We start from the raw sequence: 23,265 nt of genomic DNA on the forward strand, positions 1-23,265 counted from the left end.
GGGTGCCCGGCAAATAAATCGGAATAGGCTGCACAGCTGGCGTCACTTTGTGGCGGAAAGCCCAACCGCAAGGTTGGGCTTTTGCATCGTTGGATCATGAGGCGAGGGACGGAACTCACAGACCTTATTACGATCATAATTGGACGTATGGCAGACCTAAGGGAACCAGGTGCCGTTATTAGCTCATATTGGCAGCAATTTTGCTCGAACTACACGCAATAACGGCACTCCCTTCCGTTAGCGATCAGTAGTGACTGTTTTCGGCCGAATAACGCCTCTCAGTTCCGTAAGCTAAGCGCTCTTTCTTCATTTCCACTGAATATCTAATCGGTTCTTAAGCTGATACGTTCGAAATCGTAAATTTCCTCCAACCACTGCCAGATGGTCTTTCTTAACCAGCTCATGCAGCACATTTCGAGCATAACGATCGGTCACATAAAGATGCTTCGCAAGCTCCATTGGCGTAAACGGCCTCAGAAGCCGTCGCGCGTATCGCACCGTCTCGGCTTCCATAAAGTTCAGCGGCGCATCCAAATCGATGGATATGAACTTTCCAATGAAAGACAAGATCAATTGTTTGCAAAATTCCGGTTCTTCACGGATCGACAAATAGGCTATGGGTAAATAAATCCAATCATCGAGCGTCAACAAACTTTGTCTGCGGCACAAGTCTTTGAATCGACGCGTGTCCACATCTCTGGCGTGCGAGCGGTAATCATGAATTTCAATGTCGCCCTTGACATCGCCGCCCGGCAAAAACGCCAAATCCAGATACCGGTATCCATGTCTCATATTCTTTCATAAACATGATACCTGATAGCCCCTTTTCTCCAAAAATAGAAAAACCGCCTCGATACATAAAGTATCGAAGCGGCATGTGCTTCATGACCGTTTCCCTAAATATAGCATAGAGACTTCCCCGGTATCAAGAACTGCGTCATTAGATCAAATCCGACTTTTTCAACAGGCGATAGACGAGCGTCGCAGCCTCGGCTTTGGTCAAGTATGCTTTTGGCGCCAGCGACGCGCCCCTTCCCTCAACGATGCCCGATTGCACATTATCGGCAATGCTGCTTTGCGCCCAAGCGGATGCCTCGGCCGCATCGACGAACGGCTGGAGTGTCGCTTCCGCCGCGGAGGAAAGCTGAGTCTTCAGATTGGTTATCATCATGGCATTTGCAATGATAACCATCGCTTGCTCGCGTGTAATCTTCTCATCAGGCCGGAACGTGCCGTCCTCGAAGCCATTGATCAGCTTGTAGGCATATGCCGTGCTGATCTTGCTGCCGTACGAATCCGCGGCATTGACATCGGAGAATGGAATGGATCCTGTTTCCAGTTTCAATCCCAACCCGCGTATGACGATGTTCGTAAATTCGGCGCGGGTAATGTCCGTTTGCGGCTGAATCAGGTCGTTGCCGGCCCCTTCGATTACCATACGCGATCCCATGTCGTTCACGATATCCTGGGCCCAGTGACCGACGACATCGCTATACGCGATCGGATGCCAAATAACCGAGTACGCGCTATTGGTCGTGCTTTTCATCTGCGCGTAATACTTGCCGTCGATCAGCACCACTTTGGTCGGAATATGACGAACGGTTCCGTCCGGATCGATCACGACTCCCGTCGTAATTTTGGTTGGATCGATATCGTCCGGCAACGCAATCGAACGTTCCACGTAAGTGTCGAACTTCGAGATTTCGATCGGCTTGTCGTTATACGTTGCCCGTATCGTAAATTCAACCGAAGGTACGACAATCGTGAACGATCCGCCGTTTGCTGCATCCTCGATCAGCTTTACCGTTTCGGCTGCAGGCACGGCGATTTCAATCTGGATCTTGATGTCTTTTAAATCCACGGTTTGACCAAGCTGCTCCGAAACCGCCGCGATATTGATTTGCCGGGCTGGAATCGTGTAGGCAGCCTGCTCGGTTTGAAATTGGATAACGGATTGATTGGCTTCCATCGTTTTGACCATTTCGCCGTTCAGTTCGCCAATGACGACATCGGACTTCGCACGAACCGGAATGGTGACGGCTGCGCCCTTGCCTTCGGCAGTCAACCTTTCCTCCAGCTTTTGCTGGTCAATGACGACAGTGGTGACTTTTTTGCCGTTCACTTCGGATGTCGTTGCCGTTCCCGCGTTATCCACCTTGCCGTTCACAATAACGCCAACTTCTGCGTTCTCTTGTCCCGGTGCGGGCGATGCGGACGGTGAAGGCGACGGCGACGGTGAAGGCGACGGTGAAGGCGACGGTGACGGTGTCTCCACCGGGTCGGGGCTCGGCGCCTCGGGGACGACGGCATTGGAGACGTCGGAGGCAGTACCCTCGCCGACGCCATTAATCGCTTTTACCGTAAACGTATAACTTGTCCCGTTGCTCAGGCCGTTAACCGTAATCGGGCTTGCGGTTCCCGTGGCGGTATGGTTTCCCGACGAATCCGATACCTTGTATCCCGTGATCGCGCTTCCGCCGTTATTGGTCGGGGCCGTAAACGAAACGGTTGCCTGTCCGTCGCCGGCAGCCGCCGCAACATTCGTCGGTTTGGCCGGTACCGTTTGCGGAATGACGCTGACTTCGTCGGAGTTTGAGCTGACCCCGCCCAAGTTGGCTGCCTGGACGACAAAGTAGTAGGTCGAGCCGTTCGTTAATCCTCCCAAGGTGTAAACGTTGTTATTGTACGATACGGCAGCCGGCGTGTCCGTGTATTGCCCAGCTTCGGTTGCCTTGTAAATGTTGTAGTACGTAGCGCCCGTTACCGAGTCCCAGTTCAGGGTTACTCTCCTATTGCCTTTTGCGGCAGCGAGATGCTGCGGCGTGACGGGCGGATCCGGCAACAGGATCGTCACTTTGACGATGTCGCTCGGAACCGATGTCGTTGTATTCCCCGGCGCGTTGTCGTCTCTGTTCGTCACCAAGCAATAGTAGTAAGCCTCTTCCAAATTCTGATTCTGTATGGTTAGCGTAGCGTTGGTCGCGCCCATAACAAAGGCGCCGCCGCTAAGACTGTTTTCCAGATTCCTTATCCATTGATAGGACAAGACTCCGCTTGTGCTGCTGGCCTCGACATGTAAGGTGATTTGTTCTCCCACTTTTTTCGTTATGGCCACCGGTTGTACGCTAATGTTCGGCGTTGCGGCATTATCAAGCGAGTTCACGGTTATCTGGGCCGACCGGCTCGTAGCCGTAGCCGTCGTCTGACCTGTTGCGCTCGGATCCGTATTGGTTATGATGCAGTAGAAATAAACGGTGCCCGGACCCTGGCTCGCAATCGTGATCGTTCCGGTCGATTGCGAAGAGCCGTAAGCGAACGTATTGGTACCGTCGTATCTGTACCATTGGTAAGTCAGATTGGTTCCGCCGCTGGCTGTTACGCTTAACTGGAATGAAGTTCCTTCATCCACCATTTTATCTCCCGGCTCCGTATCAATATGCGGCGTTTCCGCATTCGTTCCCGGGATCACGGTAATGACCGCCGTTTCGCTCGTTACCGAAGCCGTTTTTACGTCTGAACCGTCGGTGACTGTATTCGTGATTACGCAGTAGTAGCTCACTTCACCCACGCCCAGGCCCGGAATAGTAAGCGAATTGTCGGCCCGCGGGCCGCCCAAAGCGACTGTTCCCGAACTGTTGTCGGTTTTGTACCATTGGTAGCTCAGGACAGCGCCGTCGCTATCCGTCAAGTCTTCGATCGTTACACTTAATGTGAACGGTTTAAGCTCATATACGGTTTTACTCACCGGCTGCACGGTGATTACCGGTGTTTCCGCATCCCCGGGCAGCGCATATGCGCTCTGAGCGAACGGAAAGAGAGACGACGACACGGATGAAACAATCAAAACAAACATGATGACGAGTTTAAGGGCGATGGTTTTTCGCATGTAATGATTTTCAGGCATCGGTGCACCTTCTTTCTTGTTGTGTTCCTTCAATTCCATTTTCACATTCAAATGGAAGTACAAGGTTTGTTAATCATTATTACCCCATCATTGCAGTCTTGTGGCATCCAAATCACTTCCGCAGTATTGGAGCAGGTTTCCTCCCAGACTCAAGAATAACCTAAATGGTGGACGAGTCATAGACCAATCCCGATATTTCGACAAAATTTTCGCGTTTATAGGTATAAAGGCTCTAGGCATCTTAATCAGTAACAAGAGCGGATTGTTGCACATACGTTGTGGTATCGGTTGTCGTGTACCGGTAGAAGATTCATGGCCTTCCGACAATAATCATAACGGAGGAATAGAAATGAACGACTTCAGGAACCAGATTCAGAATTTGGAGTTTTCCGACATGCAGGCTGGTCAGGCAATGCCATTCAACGCGCAGGATCAGCAAAATGCCGATCCGTCCCGCTTATGCGTCGGATTTTGCGTGGGTGTTTGTTTTTTCCAATGTTTTAACTGCAATTGCAGCTGTAGTTGCAGTTGCAGTTGTAGCTGCAGTTGTAGCTGCAGCTGCAGTTGCAGTTGCAGCTGCAGTTGCAGTTGCGTTCGTTGTCACAATTGTTTTAATTGCCATACTGGCGCACGTTGCCGCTAGCAGCCGGCATATGCCGGAACAGAAAGGTCCCTGCACAAGCCCAGGCTGGCAGGGGCTTTTCTTTTTTTAAATCAGGCATGTAGGACAAATAGCGGTACATAAAATTACGGAAGCGTGATGGGGCCTATTGGAGATCAGGTTGCGAGGTGGTGCGGTATGGCGAGTGTGAACCCTTCCATGCGTTTGAAAGTAAAGGGCGACACCTACTTTCTCCCGAATTCTGACGGCGGGGTTTATTTCCGGAACAATCGGGTATCTTTGAGCTTGGAGGGCAAGACGATTTATCAATGGATCGAAAAATTGATGCCGATGTTCGGCGGGGAACTAACGCTTTCGGAATTGACGGACGGACTGTCGGATCAGTACCGGGAGCGGGTTTACGAAATTGCGGAGCGGTTGTACCAGAATGGTTTCGTACGCGATGTGAGCCAGGATCGGCCGCATCAATTGCCGGAAGCCATTGTTGAAAACTTTGCTTCCCAAGTGGAATATTTGGACAGTGTATCGGGATCGGGCGCCTACCGCTTCCAACTCTATCGGCAAACCAAAGTGCTTGCGGTCGGATCGGGCTCTATTTTAGGAGCGCTGGTTTCGGCATTGTTTGAATCCGGATTGCCCAGGTTCCACGTCCTTGTTACAGAACCGATGCAACAGACCGGCAAGGAGCGGCTCGCGAAGCTTGCCGAAAATGCCCGTCGTACCGATCCGGCGGCAGCGATGGAGGAAATTGTCCTGCAACGGCGCGGAATAAGCGGATGGCTTGCGGCTATCCAGCCATTCGACGCGATTCTGTATGTGTCCGAGGATGGAAATATGGAAGAGCTTCGGGTACTGGATGCAGCATGCAAAGAGGCAGGCAAGGTGCTGCTTCCGGCGCTATGCCGGCAGCAGGCAGGTTTGGCAGGTCCGCTGGTTCAACGGAAGGATGGAGGAGGCTGGGAATCGGCGTGGCGCCGTATCCATCAAACCGCGCTGCAGAAGGACCCGGAGAGGCATGCATTCTCCTCCACGGCAGGAGCGATGCTCGCGAATGTCGTGGTGTTTGAATGTCTCAAATGGTTCGCCGGGGTAGCCGAAGCGGAACCGAACCATCGATTGTTCCTGCTGGATCTTGAAACGTTGGAAGGGAAGTGGCATCCCTTCCTTCCTCATCCGCTGGTGACGGGGGGCGCGGCGATCGAAGAGGTACGGGATGTCGAGCCGCGGCTCCGCCAAAGTGCGGGGAACATCCGCTCCAACGCCGAATTGTTCTCCTGTTTCAGCCGGTTGACTTCGGAGGTAACCGGTGTTTTCCACATTTGGGATGAAGGCGACCTCAAGCAGCTTCCGCTCTCGTTGTGCCGCGTTCGGGCGGTCGATCCGCTGCCTGTTGGACCGGCCGGTCTGCTTCCCGACATCGTCTGCGCAGGGCTGACTCATCAGGGGGCGCGGCGGGAAGCGGGGCTGGCCGGAGTGGAAACGTATGCGTTGCGATTGGCAAGTTCGTTGATGGCGAACTTGCCCGCAGGGGCGAATATCGGAGTCGGTGCGGGGGAATCGTTCGCGGAAGGCGTTTGCCGCGGACTGCAAAAATGGTTGAACAACGAGCTGGAGAACCGTCTCTCCAACGGGAAACAGGCAGCCAGTCGCGTGGAGGGAATTTCGATCCAGGATGAACGTTGCCGATTTTATTGGCAATCGCTAACCACGCTGCAAGGCGCTCCGGTTATTGGCTGGGGAGAAGATCTTTCCGGTTTCCCCGTCATGTGGGTAGGGTCCGGCGGCCGTTGGTTCGGTTGTGCGGGCTTGAATCGAACGTTGGCGTTGCGGGACGCGTTGCAGCAGGCTCTCCTTCATGTGCAACATGAAGCGGCGAACCGCTCTTCGCCGAACTTGGAAATTTCGTCCGTATTATTGGACGGAAATCAACGGCAACACGTAACCATTCCCGTGTATGAAGAAGCGGGGCAGGCGGAGGCGGCGGAAGCGGCGCTGCAAGTATTGAAACGGAATCGCAAACGGCCTGTCATCCTGGATCTGTCGATCGAGCCGTTCATGAAAGAGGAGTTGGCCGGCGTATTCGGCGTATGGCTGCAAGAGGAGGAGCCAAGGTGAGCGCTTTGGTGGCGGTGATCGGAAGCGGGCAACTCCCGGACCTGGTTTGCGACGAACTGCTTTCCGCATGCGAGATCGTTCGACAAGCCGATTTCCGGGCCGGTTTGCCGGAAGCGGCAAACTTGGCCCTGGTACTGCATGATGCTTGGCATCCTGCGACTCATCGTGAAGCGGAGACGGTGCTGCGGCAAATCCGCGTGCCTTGGCTGCGCGGCTTTGTTGCCTGGGGCGAAGGGGTGGTCGGGCCGCTGGTTCGCCCGGATACGCCGGGTTGCTCCCAGTGCGCCGACACGAGACGGCTCATGGCGGGACGCGACCGTAAGGAGGCGTGGGAGTTGCAGCAGCGGCTCTTTGCGCACGGAGGATCCAAGCGAGATTCGTGGGCATCGCGCTCGGGACTTTTGCAGCTGGCTCATCTGCTGGCGGCGGAAACGAAAAGGGCGCTTCATGGCAGCCCGGCCCACACGGAGGGACGGCTTTTTATCATCGAGATGAATACGCTGAACAGCTCGCGCCATTTTTTCCTGCCCGACCCGTTATGTCCGGTTTGCGGCCGGCTGCCTGACGATTCCAGGGAAGCGGCCCGCATCGCGCTTAAGCCAAGCCCCAAGATCAGCGGGGACAGTTTCCGCTGCCGTCCCATGGGGGAGCTGAAATCGTTTCTGGTCAACGATTATCTGGACAGCCGAACCGGCTTTTTGAACGGAAAAATGCGCGACCTCGTTTCGCCGTTCGCTGACGCGAGCGTCAATTTGCCGTTGTTCGGGCAAGACGAGGCAACGGCAGGCCGCTCCCATTCCTATGCGGATAGCGAATTGACGGCCATATTGGAAAGCCTGGAGCGATATTGCGGCATGTCTCCCCGCGGCAAACGAACGGTAATTCGCGACAGTTACCGCAACCTGGAGGCAGAAGCGCTGAACCCGCTGCAGGTCGGGGTGCATGCCAAGGAACAATATGCGCTTGCCGGGTTCCCGTTCCAACCGTTCGATCAAGACCATCCGATCGATTGGGTATGGGGGTATTCGTTTGGGCGCGAGCGTCCGATTCTCGTTCCGGAACTGCTTGCCTACTACAGTATGGGCTGCGGGCAAGGATTGGTGTTCGAAACGTCCAACGGCTGCGCGCTGGGCGGAACGATGGAGGAAGCGATTTTTTACGGGATGCTGGAGGCGGTGGAACGGGATTCGTTCCTGATGGCTTGGTATGCGGAACTGCCGCTGCCGCGCATCGACCCTTATTCCACAGGCGATCCGGAATTGCAAGTGATGATCGGCCGCCTTCGGGCGGTTGCAGGTTACGACGTCCACTTGTACAACTCGACGATGGAGCATGGTATCCCGAGCATATGGGCGATTGCCAAAAACAACAAACAGCGGGGCCTCAATCTCCTCTGCGCGGCCGGCGCCCACCCCGATCCGGTACGGGCGGTGAAAAGCGCGATCCATGAATTGGCCGGCATGCTGCTCTCGTTCGAGGAGAAGTTCGAGACGAATCGCGGGGAATATGAACGCATGCTCCATGATCCGAATCAAGTCAGGCATATGGAAGATCATTCGATGCTGTACGGATTGCCGCAAGCGGAGGAGCGCCTCCGGTTTTTGCTGGACGAAAACCGCCCCTTGCAAACATTTGCCGGGGAATTCGGGCCGAAGGCGCGCCACGCCGATTTGACCGCCGATTTGACGGATCTGATCGAAGCTTTCCGCAGGATCAACCTCGATGTGATTGTCGTGGATCAAACCACGCCGGAAATCGCCCGCAACGGACTGTATTGCGTCAAAGTGCTCATTCCGGGGCTGCTGCCGATGACGTTCGGTTATCATCTTACGCGTCTGACCGGGCTGGAGCGGGTGCTTCGTGTGCCGGCGGAGCTCGGATATCGAAAAGGGATGCTCACGCCCCGGCAGCTCAATCCCCATCCGCACCCGTTTCCGTAAAGTCGTTGCCGGGAGGGAACAAGATGAATCCGGGAGATTTTATCCATCGTTTGCATTATGAAACGGATCGAGCCCGGCCGCCGAATTGGGAAGTGGATTGGGAGGATGCGCCGCTTAAAGTGAAGCAGTACCGGGGGCTGCCGGTAGTTCCGCTTTCTTCGGAAGTGCCTCTGACGCTCGAGAGAGGGAGATTGCCCGAAAAACCGGGCCTGGACAGCGTCGGTCACATGCTTTGGTACGTATACGGGCTGACGCAAATGTGCCTGTCCGGTCCCGACTTGGATTCCGCAGCGCAAGACAAGGGCTCGCTGCAGTGGTGCAGGCGGTTCGTGCCGTCCGGCGGAGCCCTCTATCCGAACGAAGTATATGTTTATTTGAACATAGAGGAAGCGCCGGCCGGAGTGTACCATTACGATGCGGCCCATCATCGGCTGATACTGCTGCGGGAGGGCAATTTCGATCGTTATGTTTCCGGAGCGCTTGGCGAACGTTGCGATGTTTCCGGTTGTTTTGGCACGGTATTTGTCTCGACGGTATTTTGGAAAAACTTTTTCAAGTATCATTATTTTTCTTACCGGCTTCAGGGGCTTGACGCCGGGGTACTGATCGGGCAACTGCTGGAAGTGGCGAAACGGTTCGGATTCGCGGCCGGCGTTCATTATCAGTTTCTTGACAGGGCGGTTAACCATTTGCTCGGGCTATCCGAACGGGAAGAGAGTGTTTATGCGGTTATTCCGCTATCGGTCGTGCCTGCAGTCCAGCAGGCTGCCGCAGGGAGAAACAGGGGAGGAAGTGTCTCTGCCGGCGACTTGTGCCGGGAATTGCCGACGGTTCGGCATCCTACTTTCCTGCGTTCGAAGAGAGTCAAGGAGTATCCGTTGCTGATCCGGATGAATGAAGCGTCGTTTGCGGAATCTTCGCACTCGTTTCGGGAGATCGGAGGAGGCAGGGAGATCGGTTACGGAGGGCGGGCGTTCGTTCTGCCTTACGTGAGGCGAATGTCGTACGATCTGGCAGCAGCCAGCCGAAATCGCCGCTCTCCGGACATGGATTTCGTGATGCGGGAGGTAAACCAGCTGCAGTTGGCCGCCATGCTGCAAGAGGCGGCGGCTTCCTTCCGCTATCGGAACGATTTGGACAGTGCGGATGAAACGTTTGTTTCCCGCGTTTCCCTGTACTGCTGCTTGCACGGCATGGAGGGGATTCCGGACGGCGCTTACCGCTATGACAGCGCGGCGCATCTGCTGCAGCAAATACGCCCCGGGGACCATCGGATATGGCTGCAGCAAGCGATGTCGCTGCACAACGTCAATCTGCTTCAAGTGCCGATCTGTCTTCATGCGGCGGGAGACCGGGATCATTTGCTGCCGGTGCTGGGGGCCAGGGGATACCGGATCGGGCAGATGGAGACGGGGATTCTCGTCCAGCGGCTTCTGCTCGCGGCATCCGCGCTCGGGATGGGCGGACACCCGCTGCTCGGATTCGATACGCGGATGTGTGACGACATCTACGAATTGTCGCCGCGCGGGAAAGTGAGCTTGATTCAAATTCCGATCGGCCCGTATCGCCAGCGTGCGTGGCTGAAGGGAAGCTTGCACGGCTAGCGTCTCCGGCATCAATCATCCGCCTCCATCCGATTGACGGGTGGAGGCTTTCAGATGTCAGGGGAGGTTCCGTTATATCTCCAACGTTGGCTGTTGAGCACCGAATAGCGGAAGGAGAACCGTTATTGCTCCAAGATGTCTTCCAGACCAGGGACTATGGCAGGCTTGAATAGTAACGATTCGGAGTGAATCGGAAGGGAAAATCATGCATGCACGGAAACGTTCGATGTTGGGAAGGGCTTTTTTTTGCCATTTTATTGTAGTGAAACCGCCCCGGTTTATGTTATGTTGAATCATATGCAGCTATTTTCTTATCCAGGCAGGTGAAAGAAGTTGATCAATATTGCCGTTGCAGCAATATTGTCGATCGCACTCGGGATCACGATCGTTCTGACGACGTTTACGATGTTTTATTGCCAAAGCGCCAAAAAGGTACATTTCATTTTATTGTCCGTGCCGGTATTTCTTTTTGTGCTTGGTTACCTGCTGGAAGTGACGGCGACGTCGGATAACGGCGGCTTTACGGCGACCAAGGTCATGTATTTGGGATCCGCGTTCATATCGCCGGTATTTTTGTTGTTTGCGTCGGACTACTGCGAAGTTCGTCTCGCCAAACCGGTGATCCTCGTCCCTCTGTTTTTGATTCCATTCCTGGTGGTTGTGCTTGTCTGGACGACCGACTATCACTCGCTCATCTATACGTCGTACACATTCGAAATGGACGCGCCAATCCGACATTTGAATGTGGAAACGGGGAAGCTGTATTATGTGAACCATGCTTACGCTCTGCTTTGCATGTGTTTTGCAGGCGGAATCATCTTTCACCGGCTATTGAAATGGGACAAGCGGTATCGATTCCAGTTGCTCCTTTTGCTATTGGGTGTGATTACACCGGTGCTAGCCAATGTTTTATTCGTGTTGAAATGGAATGTGTATGGCATCAACTACACGCCGGTTTCCCTGGTAGTGTTCAACGTCTTGTTTTATGTCAATATTATGCGGTACGACCTATTCGACATTTTGCCAAAAGCAACGGCCATGGCGCTTAATTCGATTAAAGAAGCGTTTATGCTGATCGACGCGGATATGCGCTTCTTAAGCGCAAACCCGGCCACTTATATCGTGATGCCCGGCTTGTCCAAGCTTCGCAAAGGCAGTGATATTACGGGGCTGGACGAGTGGCCGCCGGAACTGTCCAAGCTGATGGACAATCGGCATGAAGAGATCAAATTTTCGATTCGTACCGAAAGCGAACGTTTTTACAGCGCAAGCATCAGTGCCGTCTTCACCAGAAAGAAAGCAGTGGCCGGCTGGATCATTTTGATCCAGGATGTAACAAGTCCGACTTTGTTGCTGCGAAAGCTGGAGGAAGCCGCTACCAAGGATGGGCTGACAGACGTTTACAACCGTAGGCACTTTACCGAACTTGCCCAAATCGAGCTTGCCAAAGCGCATGAATCGGCAAAATCGTGTTATGTCATCATGTTCGACATCGACCATTTCAAAAAGATCAATGATACTTACGGTCATCCTGCAGGGGACGCCGTTCTGAAAACGGTTGCGGCAAGAGTGAAGAGTTGCGTGCGCCCACACGATATTTTGGGCAGGTATGGCGGGGAGGAATTTATTGTAATCCTATCGGATGCCAATGAACATACGGCGCTGGCGCTGTCTGAAAGTATCCGCAGCAATATCGAAGATCAGCCCGTTGCTTACGACAACCTTTCTATTTCCGTTACAGCCAGCTTCGGCGTGGCGGCGTCGTACAGGGAAACATTGGAAATGATCCAAAAACACGCGGACCAAGCGCTTTACCATGCGAAACAGGGAGGAAGGAACCGGGTGGTCTTTTATCAACAAGCCGTCGGCAGTTGAGAGGGCGGCCGCCCCGACCTTAAGAATAATAGACAAGAACCGGAGATGAAGGATGGATGCTCATGAACATTTCCAGCAATCCCATGCCCCGCAATTACGCTCGCCTACCGCAGACGATAGAGGTGCCGCGGACTCAACAGGGTGCGGCTTTAGCGGTCAACGCCACTCCCGTTAGCGATACGGATTCGTTGCGGGCCAAACTGATCTCCGGCAAGGAACTGACGCCCGCCGAGCTGGAATATTTAAAACAGCATGCTCCCGACTTGTATCACAAGGCGGTGAAAGTGGCCCAAGAGCGGGAATCCTACAAAAGCTCCTTGAGCCAATCCCGTACCAAAAACGATACGATTGAGCTCCATAATCAAACGTTGACCCGCGTGCTGGCTGAAGTGAAAAATAGCGATGCCGATGAAATCATGATGCATGTTAACGCGATTCAGGACACTTACCGCACCTTTGTTCATTCGAAGGAGTATGCCAAGCTGAAATGGGAGAAAAACGGAACGGGCCATCGCTTCTTTTGAGCTCTCTTGAGTCACCGAACAACCCGCCCGGATGGAGTTGCTCCATTCGGGCGGGTTTTATATTGGCTTCGGGCGGCTCACTTGCCCCCGAGTCGACCGGAAATGGACGCCGCGCAGCGTTTCACGGCGGCGGCGAGGGGCGCGATCCGCTCCGCCGTAATCACATCGGTCAAGCCGTTGATACTGACCGCTGCAATCACATCGCCGGCATAGTTGCGAATCGGGGCGGCGATGCAGCGGGAGCCAAGACCCGCTTCTTCGTCGTCGAGCGCGTAGCCTTGCTCCCGCACAAGCCTCAGCTCCCGAAACAATGCTTCGGGAGAACCGATCGTGCGCGGCGTAAGGGCGGGCATGCCCAGTTTGTCCACGATGGCTTGCACGTCCGTTTCGTTCTTCCACGCGACGAGGCACTTGCCGAGCGCGGAGCTGTGCACGTACGTGCGTTCGCCGAGCAGCGTATCGAGCCGCATCGAGCTGGACGGCGCGGCATGCCGCAAGTACAGCACCATGCCGTCGTACAAGGTCGCCAGATGGGCACGGACCTCCACTTCGTCGACAAGCTGCTGCAGGAACGGCTTGCTTTCGTCGACCAGGCTCGTTTCGTGCATGTACAACGTGCCCAGCTCGAGCAGCGACGGGCCGATCCAGTACCGTTCGCTCGACGGTTCGCGTTCGACATAGCCGCGCAGCTGCAGTGTCGCCAGCATCCGATGGACGCTGCTTTTGTGCACGCCGAGCATGTCGGCGATTTCGGTGATGCCGAGCGGCTTGCGCTCCTGCCGGAACAAGTCGAGAATCGCCAGCGCCCGATCCAGCGACTGGACGAAATAGTAGGGCGCATCCTTGTCTTTCACTGCGTAGTTTCCTCCTTTCGAACCGTGTGCCGGAAGGCCGGCTCGTCAGATGAGCCGCTGGAAGCCTTTCAGCGCAACGCCTCCGCGCATGCCGGCATCGATGTCGCCTTCCCGCAGCGTTTCGGCGATGACGGCGAACACTTCGCCGATCGCCGCATCGTACTTGTCGACGATGTCATCGTTGTGCGCAAGCGTCGGATAAATCGACGTGCCCGCAAGGAAGCCGCGGTCCAGCATCAGCTGCGTGTACAACGTGCGCAGCTTCTCCGCTTCCGCGTGGCGGAAGCTGAAATGGGCGAGGCATGGGTACATGTCACCCGTACGCACCGGCAAGCCGAGGCGGTCCGCATGCTGCCGCCAGCTCGCCAGGATGCGGCCGCCGACATGCGCGACATGCGCCGGCACGTCGGTTGCGGCCAGCTTGCGCAGCGTGGCGACAGCTGCGGCGGGGCCGACGCTTTCCGTCCAATAAGTGCTGCTGATGAACGAATCGTGCGCTCCTTGCATCGCGTCCGTGGTGCCGATGACCGCCCCGATCGGATGGCCGTTGCCGAGCGCCTTGGCGAAGACGGCGATGTCCGGGTTGACGCCGAAGCCGAGATGGGCGCCGCCGCGCTGCAGCCGGAAGCCGATCGTAATTTCGTCGAAAATAAGCAGCGCGCCGCAGCGCCGCGTCGTTTCGCGAACGAACGGCAAAAATCCGGGCTCCGGATCGCCGTTGCGGCACGGCTCCATGATGACGGCGGCCAGTTGGTCGCCGTACTGGTCGACGATGCGCTGCAGCGCATCGCGGTCGTTGTAGGCGAACGTCAGCGCCGTCGCCCGCAGCTCGCGGGGAACGCCAAGCGGGTTCAAGCCGTCCAGCAGATGGCCGCGCAGCGCGTCGCTTTCGCCCAGATTCGCCGCCAGGTACCAGTCCGGCCAGCCGTGATAGCCGCAGATGGCGATGACGGAGCGGTCCGTCGTGGCGCGCGCGATCCGCACCGCCACGGCACAACTGTCGCCGCCGCCGCGCGTGAAGCGGGCTTGCTCCGCCCACGGATGGAGCTCGCACAACATGTCCGCGAGTTCCACTTCCTCCGGCGGGTTGAGCGTGCTCATGCTGCCCAGATTGACCCGGCGCACGACCGCGCGGGTCACGTCGTCGTCGCGGTATCCGAGCAGACAGGCGCCGATCCCGTTCGTGGACATGTCGTAGAAATGATTGCCGTCCAAATCCCAAACCTCGCAGCCCCGCGCTTCGCGGAAGTAAGCCGGCCAGCGGCCCGGCGCCATATTTTCCGGACGTTTGCTGAGCAGCTGCACGCCGCCCGGGATGCGCGTTTTTGCGTAGGTGTAGAGCGACTCCGTCACATTCCCCGGCTCTGGCAGCAGACCGACCAGACGGGCGCCATTCCTATAAAAGATATCGTCTTTATCCTCATCGTTCAACCCCAAATCGTTGATCGCGGTGCGCAGCGCCCGCAGCGACTCGATGCCGGCCAGCACCGGATGCCCGAGATGGGCCGCCTTGTCCCAGTCGGCGATGAAGCTGTTGTCGAGCCAGACGAACCCGTCCCCGACCGTTACCGCCCTGCCGCGAATGTGCGAAACGGGGAAGTCGCTGCCCCACATCAGCTTGCGCGGGCCGAACTGCTGCAAAATCACTTTGATCGCTTCCGGCTCGCAAATGCCCGACATATCGAAGAAGACGTTCTCCAGCCCGCGCAGCCCGGCGATTCCTTTCTCCGCGTTCGGGGCGTGGAAACAGCGCGCCGCATGCGCAAGAATGAGCTTCATCCGCGGATACCGCGTGCACAGGTCGCGAATTTCCCGCAAGTTGTCGGCGTCGGCAATTGCCCCGTCCTTGACCATGTGCAGCATGACGGACATGCCGCGTGCGTCGGCCTCCTCCCACATCCAGTCCGGGCAAAAGGCGTCAATCGACGACTGCCAGGTCGGCTTCTCTTTGCTGTATAGATGATAAATTTTGAAGCCGACGATTTGCGGATGGGTCAGATACGCGGCGACCGACTCCTTGCTGTCGTCCGGCGTCACGATGATCAGTCCGCGCGAGGCAGGTTCTTGTTCCAATTGGGCGATCAAATAATCGTTCTGCGCGCGCAGGTCCGCCGATAGCATCGGAATGGGAAAAAACAGCCCGCCCGTTAGCCGCTTCTCTCCCCCCATAAGCGGAGCCAAACACTCTCGCCACTTCTGAATGGTTGCATCCTCCGGCCCTTTCGACCAGAAGCCCGAGCCCGTCAAATGCAAATCCGCTTGCCTGTAAATGTGCGTGTGGCTGTCAAATATTCGCTCGGGCAAAAACGCTTCCAGTTCCTCGACCGCCTTGCGGTCGCGTTCGAGAACGACCCAGTCCGGGTTCGAATCCAGCTTCTTTTCCATCGTCGAGCCTCCGTTGTCTCTTATAGTAGAACGTAGTTTCACAATACGAGAAAAACGATACGAATCGATCATAATATACGGATCGTTGCCTGTAAACAACAACTTTGGTGAAAGCTATAATCGGTTGGCTGGATTCGAATCGCGACGCCGAGGCTGTTGTAACATCATGCCGGGGGGGTAACGAAAATAACCAATGAAAAATGGCTTATTCACTCGATTTGGCCCGCCTCGTCGAAAATAACCAGTGAAAACAGGGCCTATTTGCTTCGCCAAGCCGCAAATCGGGCCATTTAGCTGAAATAGCCAGTGATTTCACTGGCTATTTCTTCGATGTCGTCTATTTTAGGTCCAATAAGCAATAAAACATGGCCTATTTCAGCCGGAAATAAATGAACAGCGATCCGCGTTACGGTGCAAGCAACTCCTTTACGCTTTCCCTCAGTGTCGTGATCGGACGCCCCAGCAGATGCACGAGATCGTCAGATGTGGAAGAGGTGTCGATCCTGGAGAGAAACCCGTAAATCCAGTGACGAACCGAGGAGTCATGCTGCACGGCGACCGGCCGGCCGGAAAGTTCGGACAAGATGGCGGCCAAGTCGGCAAAGTTCCATGTGCCCGGCGCCGTGAGCTCGTAGGTGCGGTTGTGGTGTTCACCGGGTGCGGCAAGCACGGCGGCGATCGCCTCGGCCAGATCGCGACGCGTCACCGAATGAAAAGACCAGTCGCCGGGGGCGACGTCGAGCCGCCCTTTGCTGATTGCCGCCGGCAAATCGAGCGCTTGGACAAAGTCGGTATACAGCGCATTGCGCAAAAACGTAAACGGCATTCCCGCCGCACGAATCGCATATTCGGTAGCCAAATGCATCCAAACGGGCGAACAGGCCCCCCGCTCGGGAAAAGCAAACCCGGTGTAGAGCAAATGTTCCACCTTCGATTGTTTCGCCGCTTCGATGACATGGGCGTGTTGGCGCAGGCGAATCGTATCGTCGTGATGCGGGCTGGAAATCATCAGCAGGCGGGTGGCTCCCGCGAACGCCGCCGCCAACGATTCGGGCCGGTCGTAATCGCAATATCGGACCTCTATTCCTTGCGCTTCATACGGTTTGCCGGGATCGAGCCGGCGCACGCAAGCAACGATTTGCTGCGCGGGCACTTGCTCCAGCAGCCGTTCAATAATGAGACGGCCCAACTTGCCAGTAGCGCCGGTTATTACGATGGACACGAACGATCATCCTTCCTTGGGGTTGCATTTTAGTTAAGGGCTTAACAAAATAGCCGCGCCTCAGTATGCGTAAATGCCAATAGTTTCCGCTCGGAGAGCGGTTATTTCAATTTGTGCAACAGCATCAGAAGCTGGTGCAGTTCCTGCTCGTCCAGCGCTTGCATTTTTGACGCCACACATTGGCGATTCTCCGGCAAGTGCAGCAGCAGCAGGCTTTGCCCTTCCGGCGTAATCGAGATGACCCACTTTCGCCCGTCAAGAGGGTGGGCTTCGCGGCGAAGATAGCCTTCGTTTTCCAGCGGGGTGAGCAGCAGGCTGATGTTCGATTTGGTGACGCCGATTTTGCGGGCGAGCGTCGAGGGGAGCACAGTCCCGCCTTCCTTCATGATTTCAACCAAAATACGGATTCGAGCTCCGTTGATCCCCCGGGCCTGCCAATATTTCTCCGAGACGTCGACCAGCTTGGCCGTCGTTTCCACCAGCGCAAAGAACGCCCGATTCGGCAGCGGCAAGTCTAGCACGTAGTCCTGCAGGTCCTTTGCCAAAGGCGCACACCACCTCACATAGTTAAGTGCTTAACCAAAATCACTTTACTACTGCCGATACAATTTGTCAAACCCGTTTCGAGCGTGGCATTTTTTCCACCAACATCCGAGCGCCGCCTTGCTGATGGCCCAGGACGATTGAACCGGAGCGTTTGCTTCGCGGTTGTTCTCCCCCGTTTGGGGGATTTTTTTTTCGCCGCAATCATCTTACAGTATAGGAGGAAAGTAGCGTAATCGTCGTACAAAACAGGACCAAAGACGTATATTTCCGCAATCCGTAGTCGGGGGATATCCGTCACGGCGAAACCGGTAGAAAGGCATGTGAACACGAAGCATGGTCAGACGTTTGTTCTCGTTTGCATTAATCATTTTCTTGCTGGCGGGCATGATGCCGGTCGGTGCGCTGGCCGACACCGTTGACAATTGGACGGTTCGCAGTCCGTTGCCCACCGGGCAAAGTCTGTACGGCGTCGCGTATGGCAACGGAGTGTATGTGTCGGTGGGGATCGGCGGCACAGCCATGACCTCCGCAGACGGCGCGAATTGGACCATCCACGCGTCGGGTATCGAAAGCAATACGATGCTGTTTAGCGTCACCTACGGCAACGGCTTGTTTGTGGCGGTAGGCTGGGCCGGCAAAATTTTCACCTCTCCCGACGGGGTGAACTGGACCAGCCGCACGTCGGGCAGCGGGGAATATTTGTATAATGTCACGTACGGCAACGGACTGTTCGTGGCGTCAGGCAGCTCGGACGTGATTACGACTTCCGCCGACGGCATCACCTGGACCGTTCGTTCGTCGGGCAATTTCGCCAATTCGTTTCAGAGTGCCTTGTACGCGAACGGTATGTTTGTGGCGGTTGGCATGAGCGGCTTGCTCAAAACGTCGAGCAACGGAACGAGCTGGACCTCCCGCTCGTCCGGCACCACGAACCATTTTCGCAGCATCACTTACGGCAGCGGCAATTTTGTGGCCGTCGGCGACAGCGGCATGATCATGACCTCCTCCAACGGAACAAGCTGGACGAGCCGCTCGTCCGGCACAACAACCAGTTTGATCGGCGTCACATATGGCAACGGCATGTACGTGGCGGTCGGCAACAACGGGGTGATTGTCACCTCCGGCAATGGCACGGATTGGACAAGCCGCACGTCCGGCACGACGAATTATTTGTTGGGGGTTGCCTTCCTGAACGGCATGTACGTGGCGGTAGGGTTATACGGATCGGTGCTGACGTCCGCCGACGGCATAAACTGGACGAGCCATATGTCGGGAACAACGGTCGACCTGTTCGGCATCGCATACGGCGACGGCCAATACGTAGCGGTCGGCCAAAGCGGGGAGATCGTCACCTCCGGAGACGGGTTGACCTGGAATCCATTCACCGTCAATTCGAGCATGCAGTTCCAACGGGTTGTGTACGGCAGCGGGCAGTTCGTGGCGATTGGTTACTCGGGATTGATCGCAACGTCCGCCGACGGAACGAACTGGACAAGCCGCACCTCGGGCACCAGTGCCCATTTGGCAGGCGTCGCGTACGGCAACGGCAAATACGTGGCGGTAGGTCAAAGCGGCGCGTTTACGACCTCCGGCAACGGCGTGAGCTGGACGGGCGGCACGTCGGGCACGAGCTATTTGCGCGGGGTCGCCTACGGCAATAACGGCAACGACGGCCTGTTCGTGGCGGTCGGGGACGCAGGGACGATCAAAACATCCGGCGACGGGTCAAGCTGGACGAACCGTACTTCGGGCACCGGCAACAACCTATACGGCGTGGCGTATGGCAACGGGCGGTTCGTGGCGCTCGAAACGAACGGGGCCATCCGCACCTCCGGAGACGGCGTCAACTGGACGACCGGCTCGACCGGCATCGCCCAGTATCTGGGCGCCATCTCGTATGGCAACGGCCTGTTCATGGCAGTGGGCGACGGCGGGGCGATCGTCTCTTCGGCCGACGGGGTCAATTGGACGCGCCGCACTTCGAATGCGACGCAACAGCTGAACGGCATCGTCGCCGGCAACGGCACGAATGTGGCCGTGGGCGCAAGGGGAACGATCGTGCAATCGGCTGCAACCGCCAAACCGGCGAACAACAGCGTCGCCGCCAGCCCGGTCAGCGTCGCCGCCGGCGCGGCGGTGACGTTGACCGCAAGCGGGGACCGGCAGTCCGCGGCGGCGCCGGCGAACGGCGACGAACGGTATGTGCCAAGCGGCTGGACATCGACGGAGAGCGACAAGTCGGGCACGTTCAGCCTAAACGCAGGCAGTTACACCGCCGTTTATACGCCCGCGGCTGCCAACGAGAACGGCTACACGGTGACCGTCACGTTCACGAAACAAGTGTGGAACGGCAACGCCTGGGAGGATACGTCGACTACGGATACGAAAACCGCAACGGTTGCGGTAAGCGTGCAGCCGCACGCCGTCACTTACGACGGCAATGGCCAGACGGCCGGCACGGTACCGGCGGACGGCAGCGTCTATCGGCAGGGCGATTCGGTAACAGTTCTCGGCAATACGGGCCACTTGACCCGGGCAGGCTATACGTTCGCGGGGTGGAATACGGCCGCCGACGGCAGCGGCAACAACTATGCGGCCGACGGCACAGCCACGCTTGTAATGGGAGCGGACGCCGTCACCTTGTACGCCAAGTGGGTGAAGGAAGACGGGACACAGGCCGGAGCAATCGCGGGCATCTCGCTGGACGCAACGAAGTATACGCTCGCGGTCGGCGGGATGCATACGACAATCATGCGAACGAACGATGCCGACAACAGCTCGGCGGCGATCGCTTCGGGCAACGTGACGTTCGTATCGTCGAATGCGGCGGTGGCGACGGTCGACGCCGGCGGCGTCGTCACCGGCATAGCCAAAGGCACGGCAACGATCGGCGCCAGCTATACGACCGGCGGCAAGACGTACAAACGGTACGCGACGGTCGCCGTCGATCCGAAGGCACCGGCGTTCGCCGAGAAGGGCGAGCGGAAAACAGGCGCCGTTCACATCAGCGTCGTGGATCCGGACAACAAGCCGGTGCCGGACGCCGTTGTCAAAATTTCGCAAGGCGGCAAAGTATGGCCGCTTGCCCGAACGGACGGCGACGGGCGATTGCTGGCGTACGTGCCGGCCGGTACGTACAACGTGCTGGTGTATGCGACGAACGGCAGCACCCTGCAAAACTTCGCGGCAACGAAGCTGAAAGTGCCGGCCGGCCAGCGCGCCGAGCCGTTGGCGCCGCAGCGGCTGGTGGCCGGTTCGGTGGCGTTCGGCGTTGCCACGGCGAGCGGGACGGACAAGCAGCTGACCGGCACGGCACCCGCCGGCGCGACGATTGTCGCACGCGACGGCGAAGTGACGCTCGGCACGGCGAAGGCGAACAAGTCGGGGCAATTCAAGCTCAAGCTGAAATCGCCGCAGCCGGGCAAAACGCTTGCCGTAACCGCAGTCGACGCTTATGAAAATGAGCAGACAGTCGATGTCGAAGTGCCGGAAGTTGCCGCCGCAACGCCGACCGGCAAGCGGTGATCGGCAAGCACGAAATGATTAAGGCCGCCTTCAAGCCGGTTCCCGGCTTGGGGACGGTCTTTGGCATGTCGGATGCCGCCATCCGTATGGTATGATAGGGGAAATGCCGGATGCCAACCTTGATGCGGGTGATAGGATGAGCTTGAATTTTGCCAAAGATTTTATGCTGCAGCTGGCAGCAATCACGACGCTGATTTTTGCGTACCAGGTGTTTTTTGCCGGGAGGCCGCGTCTCGACCGCGGCAAAATCGCGCTGAACGTGCTGTTCGGGCTGTCCACGCTGCTGTGCATGACGTTTCCCGCCGTGTTTGCCTCCGATTACCGGGTCGATATCCGCATTGTGCCGTTGCTGCTCGGGACGCTTTATGGCGGCCCGCTGACAGGCATCTTTTTGTCCGCTGTCATCATCCTGTACCGGTGGTATATCGACGTGGATATGGGACTGCTTACGACAGTGCTGAGCCTGTTGCTGAGCCTGCCGGTGTTTCTGTACTGCCGCAAATATTTTATCGCCGCCCGCAAAAACAAGCGGGTCGGCATCGCGTTCCTGCTCCTGCTCTATTACAGCCTGGCCGGCATCGTGTCGGTGGCGTTGGTCAGGGGACTGGCCTTCGTCGATGTCGTGCGCATCCATGAAATCCACATCGTGTTTAATGTGGCGGCGCTGCTGTTTTTTATCAACCTGAACGAAACGATCAAGGAAATGATCCAGAACAACCAGCGGCTGGAGTCGGAAGCGAAGGACGCGGAAATCGCCTTTTTGCGCTCCCAGATCAATCCCCATTTCCTGTACAACGCGCTCAATTCCATCGCCGCCCTATGCATCGACGAGCCGCGCAAAGCGCAGAATTTGACGCTGAATCTGGCACAATATTTGCGCAGCAGCTTCCACTTCAAGCGACTGAACGCCATGACAACGCTCGAACATGAGCTGGAGCTCGTCCGCGCTTATGTGAACATTGAAAAGGCCCGATTCGGCGACCGGCTGGAAGTCGAGTACGACGTGGATGCCGACCTGGATATGGAGATCCCTCCGCTGATGCTGCAGCCGCTCGTCGAAAACGCGATCCGGCACGGCCTGATGTCCAATCTGCAGGGGGGAACGGTGAACATATCGGCCAAACGGCTGGCGAACGCGGTCATTCGTTTTACCGTCGCCGACAACGGTTGCGGGATGAGCGAAACGAAACGGAACGAAGTGCTGCAGCCGGACGCCGGCAAAGGCGGCATCGGACTGTGGAACATGAGCAAACGGTATCGCATCCTGTACGGCCGAAGTATCGGCCTGGTGAGTGCGGAAGGGGTCGGAACGAAAGTGGTTTTCGACATTCCCATGCAACCGGAGAAGACGAAAGGAGCGGGGCGGCATGCTGCGGGCGATTATCGTCGATGATGAGGAATTGTCGGTCAAATGGCTGAAGAGCGTGCTGGCCGAGGTCGGCGGGGTTGACGTCTGCGAAACGTTCATGAGCCCGCTTGCCGCTTACGAATACGCGAAAACACATCCGATCCGGATTGCTTTCCTCGATATTTCGATGCCGGCGATCAACGGAATGCGGCTTTCGTCCCTGTTGCACGAGCTCGACGCTTCGATCGACGTTGTGTTCGTCACCGCGTATGACGACTTCGCCGTTCGTGCGTTCGAGCTGAGCGCGCTCGACTATTTGATGAAACCCGTCACCGCGGAGCGGCTGGCGAAGACGCTGGAGCGGATCGCAAGGAAACAGAGCGGCAGTGAAGCCGAAGCCGTCGGACCTCAAGCGGCCAATTACAAGCATAAAGAGCTGCTGACCGGGCAGGAGCTGAAAATATTGCAATTGGTCGCCGGCGGGCTGTCGAACAAGGAAATCGCCGACCGGCTGTACATCAGCGGGGAAACGGTCAAGTCGCATATCAAAAGCGTATACCGCAAGCTCGGCATCAACAGCCGGCTGCAGGCGCTGCGGCGGGCCGAACAATGGAAGCTGCTGGAATGAACCCGGTATTGGCGCAAATAAACGGGGCTGTCGCCCTCATCGCAGGACCGCATTTCGCCGCAGGCGAACGTGCGGTCCTTTTGTTGTGCGCCCAGTATGGCGTTTGCCGGATTTGTCGATTTGGTGTTGTTTTCGAATCATTCTCGTGCCTGTTCCGCGCAGCGGAACCGGTT

Annotated in this window: 15 protein-coding genes; 9 read left to right on the forward strand and 6 right to left on the reverse strand. The window is 56.8% G+C overall.

All coding sequences use genetic code 11. The annotated features are described in order from the left end of the window. Positions 1-306: 306 nt before the first annotated feature. Positions 307-756: a hypothetical protein gene (locus EXY20_RS27310; RefSeq protein WP_207671346.1), complete on the reverse strand. Its 450-nt coding sequence runs from the start codon at positions 754-756 to the stop codon at positions 307-309. Positions 757-940: 184 nt separating this feature from the next. Further along, positions 941-3,904: an S-layer homology domain-containing protein gene (locus tag EXY20_RS27315; RefSeq protein WP_167859556.1), complete on the reverse strand. Its 2,964-nt coding sequence runs from the start codon at positions 3,902-3,904 to the stop codon at positions 941-943. Positions 3,905-4,344: 440 nt separating this feature from the next. On the opposite strand from EXY20_RS27315, the gene EXY20_RS27320 reads away from it, so the two are divergent. The 6 genes from EXY20_RS27320 to EXY20_RS27345 all read left to right on the forward strand — a co-directional run bounded on the left by EXY20_RS27320 (position 4,345) and on the right by EXY20_RS27345 (position 12,584). After that, a complete protein-coding gene (locus EXY20_RS27320) occupies positions 4,345-4,617 on the forward strand; it encodes a hypothetical protein (protein ID WP_135555305.1) in 273 nt (90 codons plus the stop codon). An 86-nt stretch (positions 4,618-4,703) separates the two neighbouring features. Next, complete coding sequence (locus EXY20_RS27325; RefSeq protein ID WP_135555306.1) at positions 4,704-6,641, forward strand: putative thiazole-containing bacteriocin maturation protein; 1,938 nt, start codon at positions 4,704-4,706, stop codon at positions 6,639-6,641. Then, on the forward strand, positions 6,638-8,581 hold the full coding sequence (locus EXY20_RS27330) for a TOMM precursor leader peptide-binding protein (protein ID WP_135555307.1): 1,944 nt from the start codon (positions 6,638-6,640) through the stop codon (positions 8,579-8,581). The genes EXY20_RS27325 and EXY20_RS27330 overlap by 4 nt, the downstream gene beginning before the upstream one ends. A 23-nt stretch (positions 8,582-8,604) precedes the next feature. Continuing rightward, the gene (locus EXY20_RS27335; protein WP_135555308.1) at positions 8,605-10,185 is read left to right on the forward strand and encodes a SagB family peptide dehydrogenase; all 1,581 of its coding nucleotides are present in this window, start codon (positions 8,605-8,607) and stop codon (positions 10,183-10,185) included. A gap of 333 nt (positions 10,186-10,518) precedes the next feature. Next, a complete protein-coding gene (locus EXY20_RS27340) occupies positions 10,519-12,060 on the forward strand; it encodes a histidine kinase N-terminal 7TM domain-containing diguanylate cyclase (RefSeq protein ID WP_135555309.1) in 1,542 nt (513 codons plus the stop codon). 62 nt (positions 12,061-12,122) lie between these two features. Next, on the forward strand, positions 12,123-12,584 hold the full coding sequence (locus EXY20_RS27345) for a hypothetical protein (RefSeq protein ID WP_135555310.1): 462 nt from the start codon (positions 12,123-12,125) through the stop codon (positions 12,582-12,584). A gap of 77 nt (positions 12,585-12,661) precedes the next feature. Here the strand turns inward: EXY20_RS27345 and EXY20_RS27350 are convergent, their stop codons facing one another. From EXY20_RS27350 to EXY20_RS27365, 4 genes are all read right to left on the reverse strand, one after another. Further along, complete coding sequence (locus EXY20_RS27350) at positions 12,662-13,438, reverse strand: IclR family transcriptional regulator (RefSeq protein ID WP_135555311.1); 777 nt, start codon at positions 13,436-13,438, stop codon at positions 12,662-12,664. A gap of 45 nt (positions 13,439-13,483) precedes the next feature. Next, positions 13,484-15,823: an aminotransferase class III-fold pyridoxal phosphate-dependent enzyme gene (locus tag EXY20_RS27355; protein ID WP_135555312.1), complete on the reverse strand. Its 2,340-nt coding sequence runs from the start codon at positions 15,821-15,823 to the stop codon at positions 13,484-13,486. Positions 15,824-16,229: 406 nt separating this feature from the next. Then, positions 16,230-17,045, reverse strand: a complete 816-nt coding sequence (locus EXY20_RS27360; RefSeq protein ID WP_135555313.1) for an NAD(P)H-binding protein — start codon at positions 17,043-17,045, stop codon at positions 16,230-16,232. Between the two features lie 101 nt (positions 17,046-17,146). Beyond that, positions 17,147-17,590 (reverse strand): MarR family winged helix-turn-helix transcriptional regulator, encoded by a 444-nt coding sequence (locus tag EXY20_RS27365; RefSeq protein WP_135555314.1) that lies wholly within the window; start codon positions 17,588-17,590, stop codon positions 17,147-17,149. A gap of 334 nt (positions 17,591-17,924) precedes the next feature. On the opposite strand from EXY20_RS27365, the gene EXY20_RS27370 reads away from it, so the two are divergent. From EXY20_RS27370 to EXY20_RS27380, 3 genes are all read left to right on the forward strand, one after another. Next, positions 17,925-21,116: an InlB B-repeat-containing protein gene (locus EXY20_RS27370; RefSeq protein ID WP_135555315.1), complete on the forward strand. Its 3,192-nt coding sequence runs from the start codon at positions 17,925-17,927 to the stop codon at positions 21,114-21,116. Positions 21,117-21,252: 136 nt separating this feature from the next. Next, the gene (locus tag EXY20_RS27375; RefSeq protein ID WP_167859557.1) at positions 21,253-22,509 is read left to right on the forward strand and encodes a histidine kinase; all 1,257 of its coding nucleotides are present in this window, start codon (positions 21,253-21,255) and stop codon (positions 22,507-22,509) included. Continuing rightward, the gene (locus EXY20_RS27380) at positions 22,484-23,092 is read left to right on the forward strand and encodes a response regulator transcription factor (protein WP_135555317.1); all 609 of its coding nucleotides are present in this window, start codon (positions 22,484-22,486) and stop codon (positions 23,090-23,092) included. Before EXY20_RS27375 ends, EXY20_RS27380 begins: the two co-directional genes overlap by 26 nt. Positions 23,093-23,265: the final 173 nt, after the last annotated feature.

This window comes from Paenibacillus cymbidii, from assembly GCF_004764705.1.
In the GTDB taxonomy this organism is placed as follows: Bacteria; Bacillota; Bacilli; order Paenibacillales; family NBRC-103111; genus Paenibacillus_AN; species Paenibacillus_AN cymbidii.

Bases quoted from the DNA above. Each gene is read 5' to 3' on its own strand.
- EXY20_RS27315 (WP_167859556.1), bottom strand. From the start codon at position 3,904: ATGCCTGAAAATCATTACATGCGAAAAACCATCGCCCTTAAACTCGTC.
- EXY20_RS27320 (WP_135555305.1), top strand. From the start codon at position 4,345: ATGCCGATCCGTCCCGCTTATGCGTCGGATTTTGCGTGGGTGTTTGTT.
- EXY20_RS27325 (WP_135555306.1), top strand. From the start codon at position 4,704: ATGGCGAGTGTGAACCCTTCCATGCGTTTGAAAGTAAAGGGCGACACC.
- EXY20_RS27335 (WP_135555308.1), top strand. From the start codon at position 8,605: ATGAATCCGGGAGATTTTATCCATCGTTTGCATTATGAAACGGATCGA.
- EXY20_RS27345 (WP_135555310.1), top strand. From the start codon at position 12,123: ATGAACATTTCCAGCAATCCCATGCCCCGCAATTACGCTCGCCTACCG.
- EXY20_RS27355 (WP_135555312.1), bottom strand. From the start codon at position 15,823: ATGGAAAAGAAGCTGGATTCGAACCCGGACTGGGTCGTTCTCGAACGC.
- EXY20_RS27370 (WP_135555315.1), top strand. From the start codon at position 17,925: ATGGTCAGACGTTTGTTCTCGTTTGCATTAATCATTTTCTTGCTGGCG.
- EXY20_RS27375 (WP_167859557.1), top strand. From the start codon at position 21,253: ATGAGCTTGAATTTTGCCAAAGATTTTATGCTGCAGCTGGCAGCAATC.
- EXY20_RS27380 (WP_135555317.1), top strand. From the start codon at position 22,484: ATGCTGCGGGCGATTATCGTCGATGATGAGGAATTGTCGGTCAAATGG.